Annotated in this window: 23 protein-coding genes and 2 other annotated features; of the genes, 20 read left to right on the forward strand and 3 right to left on the reverse strand. The window is 36.3% G+C overall.

All coding sequences use genetic code 11. The features are described 5' to 3' along the window. From ACHUE4_RS05885 to ACHUE4_RS05910, 6 genes are all read left to right on the forward strand, one after another. Positions 1-744 carry an ABC transporter ATP-binding protein gene (locus ACHUE4_RS05885; RefSeq protein WP_394188447.1) on the forward strand — a complete coding sequence of 248 codons (744 nt, stop codon included), beginning with the start codon at positions 1-3 and terminating at the stop codon, positions 742-744. A 58-nt stretch (positions 745-802) separates the two neighbouring features. Further along, positions 803-1,036 (forward strand) — a binding site (T-box leader). 64 nt (positions 1,037-1,100) lie between these two features. Next, positions 1,101-3,023 (forward strand): threonine--tRNA ligase, encoded by a 1,923-nt coding sequence (thrS, locus tag ACHUE4_RS05890; RefSeq protein WP_394188448.1) that lies wholly within the window; start codon positions 1,101-1,103, stop codon positions 3,021-3,023. Positions 3,024-3,335: 312 nt separating this feature from the next. After that, positions 3,336-3,842, forward strand: coding sequence for a translation initiation factor IF-3 (gene infC, locus ACHUE4_RS05895; RefSeq protein WP_394188475.1), 507 nt, complete (start codon positions 3,336-3,338; stop codon positions 3,840-3,842). Between the two features lie 30 nt (positions 3,843-3,872). Next, complete coding sequence (rpmI, locus tag ACHUE4_RS05900) at positions 3,873-4,073, forward strand: 50S ribosomal protein L35 (protein ID WP_024534254.1); 201 nt, start codon at positions 3,873-3,875, stop codon at positions 4,071-4,073. Positions 4,074-4,118: 45 nt separating this feature from the next. Further along, positions 4,119-4,478 (forward strand): 50S ribosomal protein L20, encoded by a 360-nt coding sequence (gene rplT, locus ACHUE4_RS05905; protein ID WP_394188449.1) that lies wholly within the window; start codon positions 4,119-4,121, stop codon positions 4,476-4,478. 316 nt (positions 4,479-4,794) lie between these two features. Then, positions 4,795-5,073, forward strand: a complete 279-nt coding sequence (locus ACHUE4_RS05910) for a DUF1294 domain-containing protein (RefSeq protein WP_394188450.1) — start codon at positions 4,795-4,797, stop codon at positions 5,071-5,073. A gap of 60 nt (positions 5,074-5,133) precedes the next feature. Here the strand turns inward: ACHUE4_RS05910 and ACHUE4_RS05915 are convergent, their stop codons facing one another. Beyond that, positions 5,134-5,517, reverse strand: coding sequence for a sigma-w pathway protein ysdB (locus tag ACHUE4_RS05915; RefSeq protein ID WP_394188451.1), 384 nt, complete (start codon positions 5,515-5,517; stop codon positions 5,134-5,136). Between the two features lie 97 nt (positions 5,518-5,614). Here ACHUE4_RS05915 and ACHUE4_RS05920 point away from each other — a divergent pair, with 97 nt between their 5' ends. From ACHUE4_RS05920 to ACHUE4_RS05945, 6 genes are all read left to right on the forward strand, one after another. Beyond that, entirely contained in the window at positions 5,615-6,100 is a 486-nt protein-coding gene (locus ACHUE4_RS05920; RefSeq protein ID WP_394188452.1) for a dUTP diphosphatase, read from the forward strand. Positions 6,101-6,169: 69 nt separating this feature from the next. Then, the gene (locus tag ACHUE4_RS05925; RefSeq protein WP_394188453.1) at positions 6,170-7,258 is read left to right on the forward strand and encodes a M42 family metallopeptidase; all 1,089 of its coding nucleotides are present in this window, start codon (positions 6,170-6,172) and stop codon (positions 7,256-7,258) included. Positions 7,259-7,628: 370 nt separating this feature from the next. Further along, entirely contained in the window at positions 7,629-8,072 is a 444-nt protein-coding gene (locus tag ACHUE4_RS05930; RefSeq protein WP_394188454.1) for a hypothetical protein, read from the forward strand. Between the two features lie 224 nt (positions 8,073-8,296). Further along, complete coding sequence (locus ACHUE4_RS05935; RefSeq protein ID WP_394188455.1) at positions 8,297-8,506, forward strand: helix-turn-helix transcriptional regulator; 210 nt, start codon at positions 8,297-8,299, stop codon at positions 8,504-8,506. Continuing rightward, entirely contained in the window at positions 8,503-9,000 is a 498-nt protein-coding gene (locus ACHUE4_RS05940) for a hypothetical protein (RefSeq protein ID WP_394188456.1), read from the forward strand. Before ACHUE4_RS05935 ends, ACHUE4_RS05940 begins: the two co-directional genes overlap by 4 nt. Continuing rightward, positions 9,000-9,446, forward strand: coding sequence for a small multi-drug export protein (locus ACHUE4_RS05945; RefSeq protein WP_394188457.1), 447 nt, complete (start codon positions 9,000-9,002; stop codon positions 9,444-9,446). The genes ACHUE4_RS05940 and ACHUE4_RS05945 overlap by 1 nt, the downstream gene beginning before the upstream one ends. 39 nt (positions 9,447-9,485) lie before the next feature. On the opposite strand, the gene sspI is transcribed toward ACHUE4_RS05945, so the two are convergent. Continuing rightward, entirely contained in the window at positions 9,486-9,695 is a 210-nt protein-coding gene (sspI, locus tag ACHUE4_RS05950; protein ID WP_394188458.1) for a small acid-soluble spore protein SspI, read from the reverse strand. 90 nt (positions 9,696-9,785) lie between these two features. Between sspI and ACHUE4_RS05955 the strand changes: the two genes are divergently transcribed. From ACHUE4_RS05955 to pheT, 3 genes are all read left to right on the forward strand, one after another. Further along, a complete protein-coding gene (locus ACHUE4_RS05955) occupies positions 9,786-10,556 on the forward strand; it encodes a TrmH family RNA methyltransferase (RefSeq protein WP_394188459.1) in 771 nt (256 codons plus the stop codon). Between the two features lie 49 nt (positions 10,557-10,605). Continuing rightward, positions 10,606-10,839, forward strand: a binding site (T-box leader). Between the two features lie 43 nt (positions 10,840-10,882). Continuing rightward, the gene (pheS, locus tag ACHUE4_RS05960) at positions 10,883-11,920 is read left to right on the forward strand and encodes a phenylalanine--tRNA ligase subunit alpha (RefSeq protein WP_394188460.1); all 1,038 of its coding nucleotides are present in this window, start codon (positions 10,883-10,885) and stop codon (positions 11,918-11,920) included. 12 nt (positions 11,921-11,932) lie between these two features. Continuing rightward, on the forward strand, positions 11,933-14,344 hold the full coding sequence (gene pheT, locus ACHUE4_RS05965; RefSeq protein WP_394188461.1) for a phenylalanine--tRNA ligase subunit beta: 2,412 nt from the start codon (positions 11,933-11,935) through the stop codon (positions 14,342-14,344). 356 nt (positions 14,345-14,700) lie between these two features. Here pheT and rnhC read toward each other — a convergent pair whose 3' ends face one another. Next, positions 14,701-15,633, reverse strand: coding sequence for a ribonuclease HIII (gene rnhC / locus ACHUE4_RS05970; protein WP_394188462.1), 933 nt, complete (start codon positions 15,631-15,633; stop codon positions 14,701-14,703). An 88-nt stretch (positions 15,634-15,721) separates the two neighbouring features. Here rnhC and zapA point away from each other — a divergent pair, with 88 nt between their 5' ends. The 5 genes from zapA to ACHUE4_RS05995 all read left to right on the forward strand — a co-directional run bounded on the left by zapA (position 15,722) and on the right by ACHUE4_RS05995 (position 21,338). Continuing rightward, complete coding sequence (gene zapA / locus ACHUE4_RS05975; protein WP_394188463.1) at positions 15,722-15,982, forward strand: cell division protein ZapA; 261 nt, start codon at positions 15,722-15,724, stop codon at positions 15,980-15,982. 4 nt (positions 15,983-15,986) lie between these two features. After that, positions 15,987-16,529 carry a CvpA family protein gene (locus ACHUE4_RS05980; RefSeq protein ID WP_394188464.1) on the forward strand — a complete coding sequence of 181 codons (543 nt, stop codon included), beginning with the start codon at positions 15,987-15,989 and terminating at the stop codon, positions 16,527-16,529. Positions 16,530-16,694: 165 nt separating this feature from the next. Beyond that, the gene (gene polX, locus ACHUE4_RS05985) at positions 16,695-18,395 is read left to right on the forward strand and encodes a DNA polymerase/3'-5' exonuclease PolX (RefSeq protein ID WP_394188476.1); all 1,701 of its coding nucleotides are present in this window, start codon (positions 16,695-16,697) and stop codon (positions 18,393-18,395) included. Positions 18,396-18,502: 107 nt separating this feature from the next. Further along, on the forward strand, positions 18,503-20,866 hold the full coding sequence (locus ACHUE4_RS05990; protein ID WP_394188465.1) for an endonuclease MutS2: 2,364 nt from the start codon (positions 18,503-18,505) through the stop codon (positions 20,864-20,866). Positions 20,867-20,924: 58 nt separating this feature from the next. Next, a complete protein-coding gene (locus ACHUE4_RS05995) occupies positions 20,925-21,338 on the forward strand; it encodes a DUF350 domain-containing protein (protein ID WP_394188466.1) in 414 nt (137 codons plus the stop codon). Positions 21,339-21,531: the final 193 nt, after the last annotated feature.

A 21,531-nucleotide genomic window follows, 5' to 3' on the forward strand; every position in this document is an offset into this window, starting at 1 on the left:
ATGTTTATTTCTATTAATAATGTTTGTTTTTCATATCCCAATTCAGAAAGTCCAGCACTTGATCATTTTTCAATGTCAATTGAAAAAGGGGAAGTCATTTCAATTTTAGGTCGAAGCGGAAGTGGAAAAAGTACTATTTTGCGCCTTCTTGCGGGACTTGAGAAACCAACAACTGGTTCACTAACAATACAAAATGAAGTTTTGTTTGATGACCAAACATTCTTGCAACCTGAAAAGCGTGGAATAGGAATGGTCTTTCAGGATTATGCATTATTTCCACATATGACTGTCGCTGAAAATATTCTATTTGGATTATTCCAGTTAAACAGAGCAGAAAAGAAGAATCGTCTCCAAGAAGTTTTAGAATTAGTTGAGTTGGAAGGCTTTGAAAAACGTTACCCACATCAGTTGAGTGGCGGACAACAACAAAGGGTAGCAATTGCAAGAGCTATAGCTCCAAATCCTCATTTAATCTTGTTAGACGAACCATTTAGTAACTTGGATGCTGAGTTGCAAGTGAAAATCCGAAAAGATTTGCGTGAAATTTTGAAAAAAGCTAATATTACTTCCATCTTTGTTACACATGATGAAAATGATGCACATGCCTTAGCTGATCGTATCGTGAAATTGAAAGATGGATGCATAGATTTAATTGGGAGACCATGCGATTTACTCGGAATACATCCGCATCCAACACCTCAATTTGAACAAATTGTTGAAACGAGAGAATTAGCAACTGTATAAATTAATTTAAGTATTGCAATTAATTTAAAGCAAGAGTAAAATGTCAACATAAGAATAATGAAATGCCAAGAAGAGGACAATATTTGTCTATACGACTTTAAGAGAGAGAAGCCATGGCTGGAAGCTTCTTAAGTACGATAGTCATTTAACCACCTCGGAGCAGCAACAGTGAAATTTTTAGTAATTGTTGACGGTAACGGCCCGTTAGCCGGCTCAAAGCTTCGTCTTTTTAGTCATGCGACTACTGAGAAGGAAGAAGGGTGGAACCACGAACTCAAACCTCGTCCCTTTCATAGGATGAGGTTTTTTTGCGTTCATTTTTATACGAATAAAAAAATTTATAAGGAGTGGTCAACATGTCAGAAAACATTAAATTAACTTTTCCAGATGGTGCAATAAAGGAGTTCCCAATTGGAACAACGACAGAAGATGTGGCTGCTTCAATTAGCCCAGGCTTACGTAAAAAAGCTTTAGCAGGTCAGTTAAATGGTCAACTTGTCGATTTGAAAGCGCCACTCAAACAAGATGGAACAATTGCGATTGTGATGCCAGGATCAGATGAAGGTCTAGAAGTATTGCGTCATAGCTCAGCGCATTTATTAGCACAAGCAGTTAAACGTTTGTTCAAAGGTGTAAAACTTGGAGTAGGTCCTGTTATTGAAAACGGATTTTACTACGATATAGATTCCCCTGAACCAATAACTGCTGAGGATTTATTAGCAATTGAAAAAGAAATGAAAAAAATCATTAATGAGAACATTGAAATTGTTCGTCATGATGTAAGTCGTGCTGAAGCATTTGAAAAGTTTAAAGAAGATGAATATAAGATTGAGTTATTAGAAGCCATCGCTGAAGACGATCAAGTATCGATTTATGAGCAAGGTGATTTCTTTGATTTATGTCGTGGAGTACATGTTCCTTCAACAGGCAAATTAAAAGAGTTTAAACTGTTAAGTATTGCTGGGGCTTACTGGCGTGGAAATAGTGACAATAAAATGCTTCAACGTATTTACGGAACAGCATTCTTCACTAAAGAAGAACTTGCTGCCCACATGCAAATGTTAGAAGAAGCAAAAGAGCGAGATCATCGTAAAATCGGTAAAGAATTAGATCTTTTCATGAATTCTCAAAAAGTGGGTCAAGGACTGCCGATGTGGTTGCCAAAAGGTGCGACAATCCGTCGTATTATTGAACGATACATTGTCGATAAAGAAGTGAAACTAGGCTACGATCACGTTTATACGCCTGTAATGGGAAGTGTAGAGCTTTATAAAACGAGTGGTCACTGGGATCACTACCAAGAAAATATGTTCCCAGTCATGAGCATGGATAATGAGGATTTAGTTCTTCGTCCAATGAACTGTCCACATCATATGATGATTTTCAAAAATGGAATCCATTCATACCGAAACTTACCGATGCGTATTGCAGAATTAGGTACTATGCATCGTTATGAATTATCAGGTGCTTTAACAGGTCTACAACGTGTTCGTGGGATGACTTTAAATGATGCACATATTTTCGTTCGACCAGATCAAATCAAAGACGAGTTCAAACGCGTTGTTCAACTAGTAATCGATGTTTACAAGGACTTTGATTTGAATGATTACTCATTCCGTTTGTCATATCGTGATCCAGAAGACAAAGAAAAGTACTTTGATGATGATAACATGTGGAATAAAGCGCAAGGTATGATTAAAGAAGCAATGGATGAACTCGAATTAGAGTACTTTGAAGCTGAAGGTGAAGCTGCATTCTACGGTCCAAAACTAGACGTAATGGTTAAAACAGCTCTAGGGAAAGAAGAAACATTATCGACAGTGCAATTAGATTTCCTATTACCAGAACGCTTTGATCTTTCTTATATTGGTGAAGATGGAAAACAACATCGTCCAGTTGTTATTCACCGTGGGGTGGTATCAACAATGGAACGTTTCGTAGCTTTCTTAATCGAAGAATACAAAGGCGCATTCCCAACATGGTTAGCTCCAGTCCAAGTACAAGTTATTCCAGTTTCTAATGAAGTGCATTTTGAGTATGCAAAAGGAGTGATTGAAAAACTCCAAGCTGCTGGTCTTCGTGTTGAAATGGATGATCGTGACGAAAAACTAGGATACAAAATTCGCGAAGCTCAAATGCAAAAGATTCCGTACATGTTGGTTCTTGGCGATAAAGAGCTAGAAAGCGGTTTTGTAAACGTTCGTAAATATGGAGAGCAAAATTCTGAAAGCATTGCTTTTGATGAATTCCTTTCTCGTATTTCAAAAGAAAACCAATAAACACTATTGACAGTCATAGTTCCAAGTGATATAGTTATTAAGGTTAATGAATACAAGTTTGTGGTATAAGTAGAGGCTGCCCGCTTCTCACCTGATCGACACATTATGTTGTTTACAGGTAGACACACGATTGAACGTAACGTACAGTGTTGTACGTAACATATATCGGCGGGCGGACATCTTATAAAATGTCCGCTCGTTTTTTTATTGTCCGGAACGGCGTAACTGACTCGTTAGGAATTCCTAATTAGCAATATGCCCAAACCACGTATTCGCGACACTACCTGGAGGTGGATTACTATTAGCAAAGACATGTATGTAAACGATGGCATTCGCGCACGTGAACTTCGAATTATAGACCAAAATGGTGAACAATTAGGAGTAAAAACGCGTAACGAAGCGCTTGAAATTGCCGCTAACGTTAATTTGGATCTTGTCCTTGTGGCCCCTCAAGCCAAGCCACCAGTCGCTCGTATCATGGACTATGGTAAATTCAAGTTTGAGAATCAAAAGAAAGATCGTGAAATTCGTAAAAATCAAAAGATTATTGTATTGAAAGAGGTTCGTTTGAGCCCAACAATCGATGAGCATGATTTCCAAACGAAATTACGTAACGCGATCAAGTTCCTTGAAAAAGGCGACAAAGTTAAAGCATCTATTCGTTTTAAAGGCCGTGCAATTACGCACAAAGAAATTGGTCAACGCGTATTAGATCGCTTTGCAGAAGCTTGTGCTGAAGTATCGACGGTTGAACAAAAACCGAAGATGGAAGGCCGTAGCATGTTCTTAGTGTTACAACCAAAGAACGAGAAAAAGTAAGATCTACGAACAGTTTAGGAGGAATTTGACATGCCAAAAATGAAAACTCACCGCGGCGCGGCTAAGCGTTTTAAAAAGACCGGTTCTGGAAAAATTAGACGTGCTAGTGCTTACCGCAGTCACTTATTCGCTAACAAGTCAACAAAAGCTAAACGTAAGTTACGTAAAGGTGGACTTGTATCAAAAGGTGATTACAAACGTATCAAATCACTTATCGCTTACATGAAATAAAACTCGAAATTTAATTGTTCGAAATAATAGCAGGAGGTAATTATTATGCCACGTGTAAAAAGCACACCAGTCACAAAAAGACGTCGTAATAAAGTTCTAAAATTAGCAAAAGGTTATTATGGTGCTAAAAAATTACTTTATAAAGTAGCAAACCAAGCAGTTATGAAATCAGGTATGTACGCATACCGTGACCGTCGTAACAAGAAACGTGACTTCCGTAGATTATGGATCACTCGTATCAATGCAGCAGCTCGCATGAATGGTCTTTCATATAGCCGTTTAATGCACGGTTTGAAATTAGCTGGTATCGAAGTTAACCGTAAAATGTTAGCTGAATTAGCTGTTTCTGACTCTGCAGCATTCACACAATTAGCAGACGCTGCTAAAAAAGCAATGAATAACTAATTTTTAACTATTAAAAAGGCTGATGGATTTCCCGTCAGTCTTTTTTTGTACCGAAAAATTAAGATTACTTCAGTTTATGAATAAACATAGAGATCTCAATCAACTAAAATGTTTTAATACTGAAAATAGATAGAGAAAATTAATTGAGTGAATTTCTATTCTTGTTTAATATGTTCGTGTTATATAAAAATTGCTAGGTTATTCAAATAGTCATGTTCACGAATTTAGGACAATCCTATATTTTTTAAAATCATTATATTAAGACGATACACATGGTATGCTTGCTTTATTGATTAAACGATCGAAGGAGAAGTATATGAATCTATTGCCAGTACTATTGATTATCTTAATGTCGATTATTGCCTTCGTAGCAATGGGTGTAGACAAGCGGAAGGCTAGACAGCACCAGTATCGAATTTCGGAAAAAACATTGTGGATTGTAGCACTTCTAGGAGGGGCTATCGGTTCGTACTTGGGTATGATTTTCTTTCGACACAAAACGAAGCACTTAAACTTTCGAATTGGATTCACTTTATTAGCAGTTGGTCAATTAACTTTGCTATTTTGGATTTATTTTATTCGTGATTATCGATAAATAGATCGATTTAGAATTCAAGTGAAAACCCGTTACGAAATTAATCGTGACGGGTTTTATTTATTCGTTCATTAAATTTTCGATTGGGTTTTTCCAACTAATTTTGGCATCAGGATAATTCATGTGAATCTCATTCTCTAAAAAAAGAAAATCCTCTTTCGTCATTCCTTGTAAGGTCATTGTGTCCTTTACCCACACAAATATCGACACAACTTCAAATGAATCCTTTGTGGTTCCTAAATACTTTTCACCTTCGAATAATGCACCCTTGTAGGTGATGAAAAAATTTTTTCTCACATTTTTAATATCATCGTAAAAATAGTACGAATTTTTTTCAACTGCTTCATCTAATTTTCTTTTAGGATCCATTAAAAACGAAATTCCACGGTAAAATAAATAAATAATAAATGCAAGAACAACGAAACGTAATAAAACAATTATCATAATGAACCCCCTTTTGGGCAGACGTGTTACTATTATATACGGATTACCTTATAAAATGGTTTCAATTTTATGAAAAAGATTTGAGAGGGGCTTTAATATGCAATTACAACCTTTATTTACAATGCAAAAGACTTTAGATACTTATATACAAACTGAAAAAAACATCTCCAATGATGTCTTTTTAGAAAAAGGATTAGCTCTTTTAGTAGAACTTGCAGAACTTGCAAATGAAACTCGTTGCTTTAAATTTTGGAGTGAAAAAGGACCTTCTGAAAAAGAAGTCATACTTGAGGAATATGTTGATTCAATTCACTTTCTATTGTCCCTTGGTATTGAAATGAACTTTAATACATTAGAAAAGTGGCCAAAGAGCCACAAGGAAGAATCTCTCACTTTATTATTTTTGCACACACAATCTTCCATTAATCAATTCTTATTGGAACCTACTATGAATCAATACATGGATATTTGGTCGTGGTATGGGGCACTGGCAGAGAAATTAGGATTTATTCATGAAGATGTGGTACAAGCATACAATGCTAAGAATGAAAAAAATTATGAACGACAACGCTCTGGTTATTAAAGAAAATTTTGAATACTGTACGCGTATACATTATAATAAAATGGACGGTATATTTAGGAGGGCGAAATAATGACGAAACTAGATCCAACGTTAACGATGTTAAAAGAACTAACTGACGCTAAAGCAATTCCAGGTAATGAACGTGAAGCTCGCGATGTTATGAGAAAATACATAGAACCATTTGCAGATAAAATGGATACAGATAATTTGGGAAGTCTTATTGCTGAAAAAGTTGGGGACCCTAATGGACCGAAAATTATGGTAGCTGGACATTTAGATGAAGTAGGATTCATGGTTTCACAAATTGATGAAAAAGGATTTTTGAAATTCCAAACCGTCGGTGGATGGTGGTCACAAGTGATGTTAGCTCAGCGTGTAACGATTGTTACTCGTAAAGGAAAATCAGTCACTGGTGTAATAGGCTCAAAACCACCACATATTTTGCCAGCTGAAGTTCGTAACAAGCCAGTTGATATTAAAGATATGTTTATTGATATCGGTGCATCATCAAAAGAAGAAGCAATGGAGTGGGGCGTTTTACCAGGAGACATGGTAACTCCTTATTTCGAATTTACTGTCATGAACAATGAAAAACTTTTATTAGCAAAAGCTTGGGATAACCGTATCGGTTGTGCGATTGCTATTGATGTTTTAAAAGCTCTAAAAGACGAAAAACATCCTAATATTGTATATGGTGTCGGAGCTGCCCAAGAAGAGATTGGTTTAAGAGGAGCGCGCACAGCGGCTGCTAAGATTAAACCTGATATTGGGTTTGCTGTTGATGTGGGTATAGCAGGCGACACGCCCGGAATTACAGCGAAAGAATCAACTAGTAAAATGGGTGCAGGTCCACAGATTGTTCTATTTGATGCATCCATGGTGTCTCATAAAGGACTACGCGATTTAGTAGTTGATGTAGCAGATGAAAACAACATTCCATATCAATTCGAAACGATTCCTGGTGGAGGAACAGATGCTGGAGCTATTCATTTAACCGCGAATGGTGTTCCTTCTTTAGCCATTGGTGTTGCTACTCGTTATATTCATTCTCATGCTGGTATTTTACATCGTGATGACTATGAAAATGCTGTGAAATTAATCGTAGCAGTAATTAAAAAGCTCGATAAAGAAACAGTGAATGAAATTATTTTTAACTAAATTAGGTTTTTAAAGCATCGCTTATGCGGTGTTTTTTTTATTGAGAATATAGTAGAAAGAAATCAAACAAGCTATATACATCTCTCTAGCAATTAGAACCAATATTTTAAAAATGAAGCATAGTTTCCTGACTACGCTTCATTTTTTTGATTTTTTTAAGTTGAAATCATCAAACATATTAAAAGTTCTAAGTAAAAAGATTAATGATAGCATTGAAAATAAAATAACTAGAAATACTCTATAGCTCTTTCCATTTTGCCTAGTTCCTTTTTCTATCTATTAATATTTTATATATGAAAGGCAAATACGGATCGAATGGACATTTAATAGAAGTCTATTACTTTCCAAATGAATGGAGGTGTAATCAATTATGAAATCATATAACGAAAAGAAATGGGAAAGAAAAGAAGGTTGTAATTGTTGGAAGTGTCGTGAAAACGAAGAGGTTCATGAAAAAATTGTAATCAATGTAGATTGCAATAAGGAACATGATCGAGACAATCAAAAAAATGATTATGATAAAAAAGATCAAGATAAAAAAGACCATGAGAAAAAGCATGATAGTAACAAATGGATTCGCGAAATATTAGAAAAAAACTTTTTGTATAAAGAAGTGACCTTCTTTACTAAAGATTCCACACATACTGAAGGAATAGTATCAGAAGTGGGCAAGGAATTTGTGAAATTGGTTAGAGGAAATGAACCAATCGAAGTTGAGAGTAATTGCGAAAATGATGAAGAACTTGAAGAATTCGACCTATACTTTATTAGATTAGACTGTATTTGTGGGTTCGGACGCGAAACAGAAGATTAATTTCTAATGACAATGTTGTATAAATACTTTGGAGAAACGTCTAAATATTTTTAGACGTTTTTCTTTTATTAATTAATGACTTTTAAAGTTATTATGATAACTATTCTTTTTAAGAAAAATTCTTTCATACATTGAAGATTTTCATATTTCGTTAATAATAGTTTACTTTATGTTAAGTATAATGTACATTATGTATAGTATACTTAACATGAGGGGTTGATGAAATGCTCCATAACCGAGTCAAGGAACTCCGAGCAAGGTATGGTTTTTCTCAAGGTGAATTAGGTGAGAGAGTTGGTGTCACGAGACAAACCATTGCATTTATTGAAAAAGGTGAATTCTCACCATCTGTAACATTAGCTTTAAAACTGTCTAGAGAATTTGAAATAAAAGTAGATGAATTATTTTGGTTAGAGGGGGAGAAACCATCATGAAGAAAGATTTTCGAGTACAATATCCTTTATGGCAAATGGCATTCATTATTTTATTTGGATTTATTGCAATTAGCCTTACTGGAGCATCATCAGAAATTCACAATGATGTCGAATTTAGTTATTCATTAGAGTTTCCGGCATTGGAATCTATTCTATTATTCATTACACTTGCAATGACATTTATTCTATTAATAATTTTTATTATGAAAATCACTAATCATAATAAACGATATCCTCAACAAAAACTATCATTCTGGCAGATCAAACCAATCGAATATTTAGAAGAAGATGAAGGTATGATTTATATTACGAGACGCGCAGCTCAAAAAGTGTATACATTTTTTGTTTGGGCTTTGCCATTTGTTGCTATGATTTATCTTCTATTTAACCTGAGTCGCTTGTGGATTGTCATCGGTATTTTATTTTTAGCATTCATGCAATATCTCATTTTTTATATAGAGGTTCGCAAATATTTAAGTAAGGATGAAGCCTAATGTGGGAATATTTTTTAGTTTTTTTAGGTGCCGCAATCCCTTGGCTTGAAATGGCCTTAGTTATTCCACTAGGAATCGTTACTGGGTTGAACCCATTTTGGGTTGTGGTCATAGGGTTTATTGGTAATATGGTGACGGTTTTGATTTTAATAATAGGCTATGACAAATTTAAGTTATGGTTGGCTAAACGGCGTGAAGGACAAGAAGTAAAGGAATCTAAACGAAGTGAAAGAGCTAAACAATTATGGAACAAATATGGTTTACCTGGTATGTTAATGCTCGGTCCAATATTAATCGGAACACATATAGCGGCGTTTATTGGAATGACACTCGGGGCTAGTAAGAAACAAACGACGATTTGGTCAATTATTAGTATAGCGATATGGGCAATCGTATTTGGGGTTTTAACTGCACTAGGGTTTGATTTATTCGTATCGGATATATAAAACTGAAAACAGCTCATCCTTTTGGAATGAGCTGTTTTGTCATGATTGGAAGGATTGTTCTAAATGTTTTAAAACAGATTCTTTTTCAGGTTCTGGAGCGGTTTTCCACCATTTTTCAAAAAATACACCTAAACCAGGAAGTAAGTGCTCTTCACCTCGCGTAATGGCATCTTCTACCACATCACGAATTTCGGAAGCATTGTTTCCAATCATGTTCGCAGTAATGGCGTCTCGAATTTGAAAGTTCATATTCTCTCCTCCTCAAAATTCATTTTGTCCGCTGACCTCGCCACTTATACATGTATTTGATACACTATAAAGAAAAAGGCGGTAAAATTGATGAAACGAATTGAATCCCTACAAAATACACAGGTTAAGCACTGGAAAAAACTTGGTACTGTTCGAAAAGAACGTGACAAATCAGGTGAGTTTTTAGTTGAAGGTTTTCATTTAGTAGAAGAGTCTTTAAAAAACAAACATAATGTTTTAGCCATTATTATTAGAGAAGGCATGGAGATTCCAAGTAAATGGAATGTTGACGATATTGAAATTATTGAAGTAACAATGGAGATTGCGAAAGAAATGGCTGAAACTGAGCATTCACAAGGAATTTATGCACATTGTCTTCAACAAACGACTTCTAATGATCAACAAAAATCGTGGAAACAAGTCCTTATGATCGATGCTGTTCAAGATCCAGGTAACGTGGGAACGATGATAAGAACTGCTGATGCAGCTGGCATTGATGCTGTTATTTTAGGGAAAGGTTCAGCAGATGCGTTTAATCCAAAAACAGTACGATCAGGTCAAGGTTCACATTTCCATATTCCAATCGTTAAAAGTGATTTATCCGAATGGATTCAATCTTGTAAAGAACAAGGAATTCCTGTGTATGGAACTTCATTAGAAGAATCCATCGCATACCATGAGGTACAACCTCAAGCAAAATTTGCATTAATCATGGGAAATGAAGGAAGTGGCTTAGCGCCAAAACATCTTGTACAAACTGATATGAATTTAAAAATCCCATTATACGGACAAGCTGAGTCGCTAAATGTGGCTGTCGCAGCGGGAATTCTATTATATACGTTAATTCCTCAAACAAATTGAGCCTTGATGAATTGCAGATTCGAGCGTATAATAAAGACTAATTTAATAAAGAAAAGCAATGATCGGGAAGAGTACATGAAATTCTTTTATAAAGGGATTTTGCACCTTGACTGCAAGTGCAAATATAGAAGGTTCATCGAAGTTCACCCCGTTAGCTGCCATCAGGACCAGCATAGCTGTAAAGATGAGCCGGTGAAGAGCCGTTAATTCAATGAAGTGATTACGTCTGGAATATCAGCGTAGTAATCAGGGTGGTACCGCGAAATAGTTCCTCGTCCCTTTTATAGGGGCGGGGTTTTTTGATTTTTTAGAGGGAGGATATAAAAATGGAAGCACAATTACAACAATTGAAACAAGAAGCGATCAGTAAAATAGAAGCCGCTTCAAGTGTGAAAGAACTTCAAGAAGTACGAGTAGCATACTTAGGTAAAAAAGGACCGATTACGGATTTGTTAAAAGGTATGGGGAAATTACCTGCTGAAGAACGTCCTAAAATGGGGGCTTTAGTAAACGTTGTACGAGAAGAAGTTACAGTCGTACTTGATGAAAGACAAGTAATATTAGAGAACGCAGCTATTCAACAACAGCTTGAAAATGAAACGATTGATGTGACCTTACCAGGTCGTCCTGTAAGAACTGGGAATCATCACCCATTAACGCGTGTAGTTGAAGAAATCGAAGACCTATTTATAAATATGGGGTATGAAATTGCCGAAGGTCCTGAAGTTGAAAAGGATTATTACAACTTCGAAGCGTTAAATTTGCCTAAAGGTCACCCTGCAAGAGATATGCAAGATTCATTCTACATTTCAGAAGACATTTTACTTCGTACACATACATCCCCAGTGCAAGCTCGTACGATGGAAGCTAAGGGCGGAGAACCGATCAAAATCATTTGTCCAGGGAAAGTGTATCGTCGAGATAGCGATGATGCAACACACTCTCATCAATTTACTCAAATTGAAGGTCTTGTGATTGGCGAGAATATTCGCATGAGTGATCTAAAAGGAACTTTGTCTGTATTTGCGAAAAAAATGTTTGGGGATGATCGCGAAATTCGTTTGCGTCCAAGTTTCTTCCCGTTCACTGAACCATCTGTTGAGATGGACATTTCTTGTTTTAAATGTGGTGGGTCTGGATGTAACGTTTGTAAAAAAACAGGGTGGATTGAAATCCTTGGTGCCGGTATGGTGCATCCTAATGTATTAGAAATGGCAGGTTACGATTCAAAACGCCTATCTGGATTTGCATTTGGTATGGGACCAGAACGCATTGCGATGTTGAAATATGGAGTGGAAGATATTCGTCATTTCTATACAAATGATGTGCGATTTGTTTCGCAATTTCACCGAACTGAAGTGTAAGGAGGAGATCACATGTTAGTTTCAACTAAATGGTTAGCAGATTATATAGATACAAAAGGATTGCATCCCGCAGAACTTGCTGAAATGATTACTCGCTCAGGGATTGAAGTGGATGCAGTTATTGATCGGTCACACGGAATGACAAATGTGGTTGTCGGTCATGTTTTAGAATGTGAAAAACATCCTGAAGCCGACAAATTATCCATTTGCCAAGTGGACGTGGGTGAAGAAGTAACACAAATTATTTGTGGTGCTCCTAACATCGCAAAAAATCAAAAAGTTATTGTGGCAAGACCTGGTGCAGTTTTACCAGGCGGTATGAAAATTAAAAAAGCTAAACTTCGTGGTGAAGAATCGAACGGTATGATTTGCTCACTTCAAGAACTTGCGATAGAGGGAAAACTTGTACCAAAAGCTTATTCTGAAGGGATTTATGTTTTACCTTCTGATACAGAAATAGGTGCTGATGCGCTTGATGTTTTAGGTTTACAAGATACAGTACTTGAACTTGGACTTACTCCTAACCGTGCGGATGCAATGAGTATGTTAGGTGTGGCATATGAAGTTGGAGCAATCCTTTCTGAAGATATGAAATATCCACAAATACAATACTCATCTTCAACTGATGTAGCTGAAAACGTTTTAAAACTCAGTATTGAAGACATGGATGCCAACCCAATGTATGTAGCGAAAGTCGTGAAAAATGTCTCTATTGGTGAGTCACCTTTATGGTTACAACAACGCTTAATGGCGGCGGGTGTTCGACCACATAACAATGTAGTAGATGTAACGAACTATGTATTAATGGAATATGGTCAACCGCTTCATGCATTTGATTATGATCGTCTACAAACAGGCGAAATCGTTGTAAGAGCAGCTAAAGATGGTGAAAAAATCACGACTTTAGATGATCAAGAACGTGAATTGAAATCTCATCATTTAGTGATTACCAATGGTCAAGAGCCTGTAGCAATTGCAGGAGTTATGGGTGGGTTAAATTCCGAAGTACACGAAGGAACAACGACGGTAGTTATAGAATCAGCCTATTTCAAACCCGCTTCTGTCCGTCAAACATCAAAAGACCACAATTTGCGCAGTGATGCTAGTTCACGATTTGAAAAAGGGGTTGACCCTAATCGAGTGGAAGCGGCTGCTGAACGTGCTGCTCAATTAATTGCTGAATTAGCTGGTGGAGAAGTATTGCAAGGAAGTGTGAAAGTCGACGAGTTAGATAAATCTCAAAAAGAAGTTATCGTATCTCCTGATTTCATCAATAATCGTTTAGGCATGAAAATTTCTTTAGAAGAGATGAAGACAATCTTACAACGTCTAAAATTTGATTTTGAAGCAGCAAATGGTTTGCTTTATATTAATGCGCCAACCCGCAGACAAGATATTCAAATTGAAGAAGACATTGTGGAAGAAATTGCTCGTATTTACGGCTACGATGAAATTCCGTTAACCCTTCCAGAAGGAGAATCTACTCCTGGTGGTTTAACTCCATACCAAGCACATCGAAGAATTGTTCGTAGCTACTTGGAAGGGGCAGGCTTACATCAAGCGATTACGTATTCTTTAACATCTAAAGAACTTGCTCAAAGTTTTGCTCTTGAAACTGCTCCTGTAACAGAATTGTTAATGCCAATGAGTGAGGATCGTAGTACTTTACGTCAATCCTTGATTCCGCATTTATTAGAATCAGCTACCTACAATGTGGCACGTAAAGCAGATTCAGTTACTTTGTTCGAAACTGGCGCTGTTTTCTTAGGTGAAACTGCAGAAGGTCTTCCACATGAAGAAGAACATGTCGCGGCTGTTATGACAGGTAAGTGGCTTGATCATAGTTGGCAGGGTGAGCAGAAAACAGTTGATTTCTTTGTATTAAAAGGAATCGTTGAAGGTCTTCTTGCAAAATTAGGTTTAAATAAGCAAGTTTCTTTTGAACAAAGTCAAATGGATGGATTGCATCCTGGTCGTACAGCATCAGTTAAAGTAAATAATGAATCTATTGGAATTTTGGGTCAACTTCACCCAAGCGAACAAAAGAAACGGGACTTAAAAGAAACATACGTTATGGAATTAAATCTAGCAAAACTATTATCAATTTCGTTAGATCCATTACTATATACACCGGTTCCACGATTCCCATCAATTTCACGCGATATCGCATTAGTTGTCAATCGCGAACAAGCAGCTGGTGAATTACAACAAATCATTCGTAATGCTGGTGGTAAATTACTAAAAGATGTAAATGTATTCGATTTATATGAAGGTGAAAAAATGGAACCTGGTCAAAAATCGGTAGCATTCTCTCTCCTTTATGAAGATCCAGAACGTACATTAACAGATGAAGAAGTAGTTAAAGCCCATTCAAAAGTGTTAAAAGCACTGGAAGAACAAGCAAACTCACAACTTAGAGGATAACACGAAGAGCAGCGATAAGAAATTATCGACTGCTCTTTTTTATGAGGAATTTTTGGAGAGGAATGTTGACGGTTAGCGTTTTCTTGAATGTCTTTGGCGGTGGTGAAAATTTGATGTTGGTTAGTGAATTCATATCTATCGCCAATTTAATGATCGCAAACTCCATATTAATCGATTTTTCCGCTATATTCTGAAGCTCAAACGACATTATGTAGATCTACCGCAATTATACGAGTCTACCGCTATAATAACGCAACAAGGTAGACGCCATAAATGAACTTCCTGTCCTTCAACTTTAAGAAAAAGGACTCTCCATAAATGTCGTGTTTCATGACGTATTGGACAGTCCGATTTAATTAGTTGTTTCTCTTCTTATTAACAATTGCCAATGCTTTTCCAGTGTTCGCAAAATGTTTTTTCGTAATAGTTGATAAATAATCTTCACCTTTTGATAGTATAATCTTGGCAGCAACTTCATCCACCTTGGAACCGGCTCCTTTAGGAAGAGTTACACCTGCATTTAAACTTAATCGATCCATCTCTTCTAAAAAGGCAACACGTGCTAATATGGAAGCTGCTGCAACTGCTACATGTAATTGTTCAGCTTTGGTTGAGAAAAGTATATTTTCTCTAATTATTTCTTTTTCCATTTTGATGTGATTGTAATAAATGCCACGTTCAGCAAATTGATCAATTAAAATGTAATCTGGTTTTTGAGGTCTCATTTTGTTCAGTACATGTTTCAAAGCTTGGTTATGTAAAAGGGCTTTGATTTTGCCTTGTGACCAACCTTTAGACTGAACTTTGTTATATTTTTCATTTCCTAACGTTAAAATACTGTAGGTCAATACTTCTTTTAAGTCAGGAGCAATTTTACGCATTAGTGGATCTGTCAGCATTTTCGAATCTTTCACACCAAGTTCTTGGATTAATTCGATTTGATCGGACGAGACGAAACATGCGGCAACCGTCATCGGTCCAAAAAAGTCGCCAGTTCCTGTTTCATCAGATCCAATGACTGAAGTTTGAGAGAAACCAAGAGGTAAAGTATCACCTTTTGCAGCACTTACTTTTGGTTTTAGCAAATCACTGCTCCAACGATTTGCTTCTCTTTCTGCACCAGCCCCCTGGAATAAAACCTTGCCTGACTTATATCCAGTAATAGATGTATCCGTTAGTTTAGCCGCGAAAACAACACCAGGTGCAGAGCGAATAATCTTATGAGTATCATAGTAAGTGGCAACTTCAGATAACTGTTTAGCGTTTAATTGAATAACTTGATTGGTCATGACAGGATTCCTTTCGTGTCTCAGTATTCACATGTGTATCCATTTCATGGTATGATAATGACTAGTATTTTGTTGGGGAGGGTCGAATTTGACAAAACTACATAAAAATCGAATATCTGTTGATATATATGGCCAATCGTATAAAATGATTGGATCTGAAACGTCAGGTCATATGCGCCTAGTCGCATCTATGGTTGACGATAAAATGCGCGAAATCAATTCACATAACCCCTCACTAGACAGTGCTAAATTAGCGGTACTTACAGCCGTAAATTCGGTCCATGAATATGTGAAATTGAAAGAGCAAGTAGAATTACTAGAAGAAGAAATTAAAAGGTTAAAGGGTTGAATTCATGTTAGATATACTTATTCTTGTCTTATTAATTGTAGGTTTAGTAGTTGGAGCTAAAAGAGGTTTAATTGTCCAATTGATTCACATGACTGGATTCATTATTGCTCTCATTGTTGCTTATACCTATTATAAACCACTAGCAGAAAAATTTGTTCTTTGGATTCCATATCCTACAGTGGATTCGGATTCAACATTAACATTAGCTATTGATCGTTTGGATTTAGATCAGACTTTTTATCAACTAATTGCATTTGCCATTATTTTCTTTGTTATTAAATTCGCTCTTCAATTAGTAGCTTCGATGTTTGATTTCTTGAAATATTTACCCGTCTTAGGTTTTGTAAGTAGAATCGCTGGTGCGATTTTAGGATTCATTGAGTTGTATATTATTCTCTTTATTATACTTTATGTAATCGCGTTATTACCGATTGCTCCATTCCAAAATCTAATGAACAATTCGGTTTTAGCTACTTATCTATTAGAGAATACGCCATTTTTATCTGATACAGTTAAAGATTGGTGGTACATTTATGTGAAATCATGACTTCTCTCTTAGGAGAGAAGTTTTTTTAAACTGATAAATAACTATGATTGATCTGGTTGTTTTTTGAAATTGGATTGCTTTTATTCACAATGAGAGTTTCATTGGATACACACTATTATTCCGAAAAAATACAACGACTTTTTATTAAAGGAGTGGCTGTTTATGATCAATAAAAAACAAATTATTCGTACGTTCGAAAAAATTGCTCTTTATATGGAATTGGAAGGTGAAAACCCATTCAAAGTTTCCGCTTTTCGAAAGGCAGCTCAAGCACTCGAACTGGACCCAAGAAGTCTTTCGGAAATGGATGATGTAACGAAGCTTAAAGGAATTGGAAAAGGCACAGCATCTGTAATAGAAGAATTACTTGAGACCGGAAAATCAACCGTATTAATTGAATTAGAAGAATCAGTGCCAAGTAGTCTTTTACCTCTATTAAAACTTTCAGGTTTAGGCGGCAAGAAAATTGCAAAGCTGTATCAGGAACTAGGCATTGATTCGATGGAATCATTAAAACAAGCTTGTTTAGATGGAAAAGTGCAAAATTTAGCTGGATTTGCTGCGAAGACTGAAGAGAAAATCTTAAAAGAAATCGAACAATTTAATTCCCGACCTGATCGATTACCGATTTGGCGTTTTGATCAAGTTGTCCTATTAATTGAAGACATCGTTAGTAATATAAAACAGGTGGATCGTTTCTCTGTTGCGGGGAGCTTTAGACGTGTAAAAGAAACGAGTAAGGATCTTGATTTTATTATTTCGACTAAGCATCCTGTTGATGTAAAAGAAGCATTGTTAAAGCTCCTTCCAGTTAAAGAAATTATTGCTGCTGGAGAAACAAAAGTTTCCGTTACGATTGAACTGGAAGAGCTGATTGATGTGGATTTTCGAATTGTCGAGCCTGAGGCATTTATTACAGCGCTTCACCATTTTACAGGGTCTAAAGATCATAATGTTAAATTGCGACAAATTGCCAAATCTCAAGGAAAGAAAATCAGTGAATATGGAGTGGAACAAGAAGACGGCACGAATCTAACGTTTGAGTCCGAAGAAGCATTTTTTGGCCATTTCGGTCTACCTTATTTTCCACCAGCCGTTCGAGAAGATTCAAAAGAGTTTGATCGAATCGATGAATTAAAAACCTTGTTACACTTAGAAGCGATTAAATCTGATTTACATATGCATACCACATGGTCTGATGGAGCGCACTCACTTCGGGAAATGATAGAGGCTTGTATTGAAAAGAACTATACCCATATAGCCATAACTGATCATTCACATTATCTACGTGTAGCAAATGGTTTATCTGCAGAACGGTTAATGGAGCAAATGGAAGAAATCCATAAACTTCGAAAAGAGTATCCATCCATTCATATTTTAGCAGGAACAGAAATGGACATATTACCTGATGGATCTTTAGATTTTGACGATGAAATTCTCGAACAACTTGATTTTGTTATTGCTTCTATACACTCAAGCTTCAGTCAACCACAAGAAAAGATCATGGAACGATTGTTAACCGCAATGAAAAATAAACATGTTGACATGATTGCTCATCCTACAGGTAGAATTGTAGGAGAAAGAGCAGGCTATAATCCAGATGTTCCACAATTAATTGAGTGGGCTGCTAAATATGGCAAAATTCTCGAATTAAATGCAAATCCTCATCGATTAGATTTAGCGACTGAATATTTAGTTCAAGCTCAAGAATTACAGGTACCAATTGCGATTAATACAGATGCGCATAGCATTGATCAATTGCGATTTATGGATACAGGTGTCAAATACGCACAAAAAGCTTGGTTAAAAGAATCTAATATCGTTAATACTTGGTCAATCGAAAAACTGATTGACTATTTAAAGTAATTGTAAAAAAATTTTTTTACCTAGCATTACAATTTGAGAGTCCTTTATAAAATACAGGATCAGCAATTAAAATAACTACAATAAAAGAGTAAATGGAGGTGTTTTGGATGATCGCTAAACGCGCATTGAAAACACTAGAATTTGATAAAATTAGAGAACAAGTTGCCTATTTTTGTACGTCCTCACTAGGTCGATCTCATCTTGATCAATTAGAGCCTTCTATTGATTTAGAAACAGTCACACGTCTATTAGATGAAATGGATGAAGGTCTTGCCTTACTAAGAATTAGAGGCAATGTGCCAATGGGTGGTATATTTGACGTGCGTGGTCACGCAAAGCGAGCTCAAATTGGTGGGATGTTAAGTCCAACGGAATTAATGGAAATCGCAAGTACAATTAGAGCGAGTCGTATTCTACGTCAATTTTTTGAAGCAGTAGAAGAATCGAAAGAAATTGCCATTCCATATTTCATTGAACATAAACAAGCATTACCAATATTAACAGCTTTAGAACATGAAATCGTTGCATGTATTGATGACAATGGTCATGTCCTTGATAGTGCTAGTACGCAGCTTCGAACAATTCGACAATCGTTGAGAGCCCAAGAAAGTCGCGTTCGAGAGAAACTTGAAAGCTATACTAGAGGTAAAAATGCCTCTAAAATGTTATCCGATTCTATTGTGACGATACGTAATGATCGTTATGTAATTCCTGTTAAACAAGAATATCGCAGTAATTATGGTGGAATTGTGCACGATCAATCATCATCAGGACAAACATTATTTATTGAACCAGATGCGGTAGTCCAAGCGAATAACGAAATTCGTAGATTGAAGATGAAGGAGCAAGAAGAGATTGAACGAATTTTAATCGCTCTGTCATTAGAAGTTCAGACTGTGGCTCATGACTTGTTTACCTTAGTTAACATATTAGGTGAAATCGATGTAATTCTGGCGAAAGCAAAATATGGACAAGCGAATAATTGTACAAAACCATCAGTTAATAACAATGGAATCATTCGCTTAATAAAAGCTCGACATCCATTGCTAGATAAAGATGAAGCTGTACCAAATAGTATTGAATTTGGCAAGGATATTACTGCAATCGTCATTACGGGACCAAATACGGGCGGTAAAACAGTCACCCTTAAAACAGTTGGATTATGTACATTAATGGGGCAAGCAGGAATACCGATTCCTGTCCTTGACGGCTCTGAAATTGCTGTATTTGATCAAGTGTTTGCGGATATAGGAGATGAGCAGTCGATTGAACAAAGCTTGAGTACTTTCTCGTCTCATATGGTTAATATAGTTGATATTCTAGGGAAATTTGATGAAAATAGTCTAGTATTATTCGATGAATTGGGCGCAGGCACAGATCCGCAAGAAGGTGCAGCCCTAGCTATTTCCTTATTGGATGAAGTACACGGTCGCGGAGCTCGAGTAATGGCGACAACCCATTATCCTGAGCTAAAGGCTTATGGATATAACCGGGATGGCGTAGCAAATGCGAGTGTTGAGTTTGATGTAGAAACACTTAGTCCAACCTACAAACTATTGATAGGTGTACCTGGAAGAAGTAATGCCTTTGAAATTTCGAAACGTCTCGGCTTACCGAGTCACATTATTTCACATGCTCAATCCTTTACTGGCACTGATCGTCACGAAGTGGAATCGATGATTGCTTCATTAGAAACAAGTAGAAGACAGTTTGAAAAAGATGCGGAATTAGCAAAAATCAATCTTTCAGATTCTGAAAAGCTTAAATCAGATTTACATGAACAGCTGCAACAATTAGATGAGAAAAAAGAAACATTGGAACAAAAGGCGAAAGAAAAAGCTCGTAAAATTGTTGAAGAAGCGAAACGTGAAGCAGATGGAATAATTGCAGAATTACGTAAGATGCAAATGAATGCCAATCAAACCGTTAAAGAACATGAATTAATTGATGTTAGAAAACGACTGGAAAAAGCCGCTCCTGAAAACAAAGTTTTGAAGAAACAAAAACAATTGAATGAGCGACAGATGACTTTAACTCAAGGTGACGAAGTAAAAGTACTAAGCTATGGCCAAAAAGGAACGCTGCTAGATAAAGTCTCAAGCAATGAATGGATCGTTCAAATTGGTATCTTAAAAATGAAATGTCACGAATCCGATTTGGAATACATGAAGCCTGAGAAACAAAAACAAACAGTTGCTATGACAAATGTTAAAGGTCGTGATTCGTATGTTAAACTTGAGCTCGATTTACGTGGTGAGAGATACGAAGATGCGATTATGAGAGCTGAAAAATACATTGATGATGCTGTTCTGTCCAACTATCACCAAGTATCGATTATTCATGGCAAGGGAACAGGTGCTTTGCGACAAGGAATACAGCAATTCCTGAAAAATCACTCCCGCGTCAAGAGTTATCGATTTGGTGAAGCGGGTGAAGGTGGCCATGGAGTGACGATGGTTGAATTGAAATAAATGAAACCATCTCTTTGCTCATCCGTATTAGCAAGAAAGATTTGAAGGAGCAATGTAAATGTTAGGTATTGATTTTTGGCAAAACCCCCTTGTTCAAACAGCAGGTTATTTTAGTGTAGCAATTTTATGTATTATTTTAACGATGATTGTTTTTGAACTTGTTACGAAGTACAACAACTGGGAAGAAATTCAAAAAGGTAATATTGCTGTAGCAATGGCAACAGGTGGTAAAATTTTTGGTGTGGCCAATATTTTCAAATATTCGATTGAAAATCACAATTCATTACCTGAAATTATGGGTTGGGGACTTTATGGATTTTTCCTTCTTGTATTAGCCTATTTCTTATTTGAATTTTTCACCCCTAAATTTAATATTGATCGTGAAATTGAACAAGACAATCGGTCTGTCGGTTTTATTTCCTTATCGATTTCAGTAGGGCTGTCCTTTGTCATTGGAGCGAGCATATCTTAGGAGCGGATTAAGTGGAGCAGTTAGCGAAAATTTTATTAGGCGTTTGTGTACTTTTTATTGTAGTGGGCATAGTCTATTTATATCTTCAGTAAGTCGGATGCATGGGATAAGAAAATTGTCCCATGTTTTTTTCTAGATTGAATTGAATGTCGATTCATTTTTCTCTATAATGAAGAATAGGAATATTCAAACG

It is taken from the genome of Paenisporosarcina quisquiliarum (assembly GCF_043641925.1).
Lineage (GTDB): Bacteria > Bacillota > Bacilli > Bacillales_A > Planococcaceae > Paenisporosarcina > Paenisporosarcina quisquiliarum_A.

Excerpts from the sequence above, each read along its gene's own strand:
- ACHUE4_RS05885 (WP_394188447.1), top strand. The coding sequence starts at position 1 with ATGTTTATTTCTATTAATAATGTTTGTTTTTCATATCCCAATTCAGAA.
- thrS (WP_394188448.1), top strand. The coding sequence starts at position 1,101 with ATGTCAGAAAACATTAAATTAACTTTTCCAGATGGTGCAATAAAGGAG.
- infC (WP_394188475.1), top strand. The coding sequence starts at position 3,336 with ATGTATGTAAACGATGGCATTCGCGCACGTGAACTTCGAATTATAGAC.
- rpmI (WP_024534254.1), top strand. The coding sequence starts at position 3,873 with ATGCCAAAAATGAAAACTCACCGCGGCGCGGCTAAGCGTTTTAAAAAG.
- rplT (WP_394188449.1), top strand. The coding sequence starts at position 4,119 with ATGCCACGTGTAAAAAGCACACCAGTCACAAAAAGACGTCGTAATAAA.
- ACHUE4_RS05910 (WP_394188450.1), top strand. The coding sequence starts at position 4,795 with ATGAATCTATTGCCAGTACTATTGATTATCTTAATGTCGATTATTGCC.
- ACHUE4_RS05915 (WP_394188451.1), bottom strand. The coding sequence starts at position 5,517 with ATGATAATTGTTTTATTACGTTTCGTTGTTCTTGCATTTATTATTTAT.
- ACHUE4_RS05920 (WP_394188452.1), top strand. The coding sequence starts at position 5,615 with ATGCAATTACAACCTTTATTTACAATGCAAAAGACTTTAGATACTTAT.
- ACHUE4_RS05925 (WP_394188453.1), top strand. The coding sequence starts at position 6,170 with ATGACGAAACTAGATCCAACGTTAACGATGTTAAAAGAACTAACTGAC.
- ACHUE4_RS05930 (WP_394188454.1), top strand. The coding sequence starts at position 7,629 with ATGAAATCATATAACGAAAAGAAATGGGAAAGAAAAGAAGGTTGTAAT.
- ACHUE4_RS05935 (WP_394188455.1), top strand. The coding sequence starts at position 8,297 with ATGCTCCATAACCGAGTCAAGGAACTCCGAGCAAGGTATGGTTTTTCT.
- ACHUE4_RS05940 (WP_394188456.1), top strand. The coding sequence starts at position 8,503 with ATGAAGAAAGATTTTCGAGTACAATATCCTTTATGGCAAATGGCATTC.
- ACHUE4_RS05945 (WP_394188457.1), top strand. The coding sequence starts at position 9,000 with ATGTGGGAATATTTTTTAGTTTTTTTAGGTGCCGCAATCCCTTGGCTT.
- sspI (WP_394188458.1), bottom strand. The coding sequence starts at position 9,695 with ATGAACTTTCAAATTCGAGACGCCATTACTGCGAACATGATTGGAAAC.
- ACHUE4_RS05955 (WP_394188459.1), top strand. The coding sequence starts at position 9,786 with ATGAAACGAATTGAATCCCTACAAAATACACAGGTTAAGCACTGGAAA.
- pheS (WP_394188460.1), top strand. The coding sequence starts at position 10,883 with ATGGAAGCACAATTACAACAATTGAAACAAGAAGCGATCAGTAAAATA.
- pheT (WP_394188461.1), top strand. The coding sequence starts at position 11,933 with ATGTTAGTTTCAACTAAATGGTTAGCAGATTATATAGATACAAAAGGA.
- rnhC (WP_394188462.1), bottom strand. The coding sequence starts at position 15,633 with ATGACCAATCAAGTTATTCAATTAAACGCTAAACAGTTATCTGAAGTT.
- ACHUE4_RS05980 (WP_394188464.1), top strand. The coding sequence starts at position 15,987 with ATGTTAGATATACTTATTCTTGTCTTATTAATTGTAGGTTTAGTAGTT.
- ACHUE4_RS05990 (WP_394188465.1), top strand. The coding sequence starts at position 18,503 with ATGATCGCTAAACGCGCATTGAAAACACTAGAATTTGATAAAATTAGA.
- ACHUE4_RS05995 (WP_394188466.1), top strand. The coding sequence starts at position 20,925 with ATGTTAGGTATTGATTTTTGGCAAAACCCCCTTGTTCAAACAGCAGGT.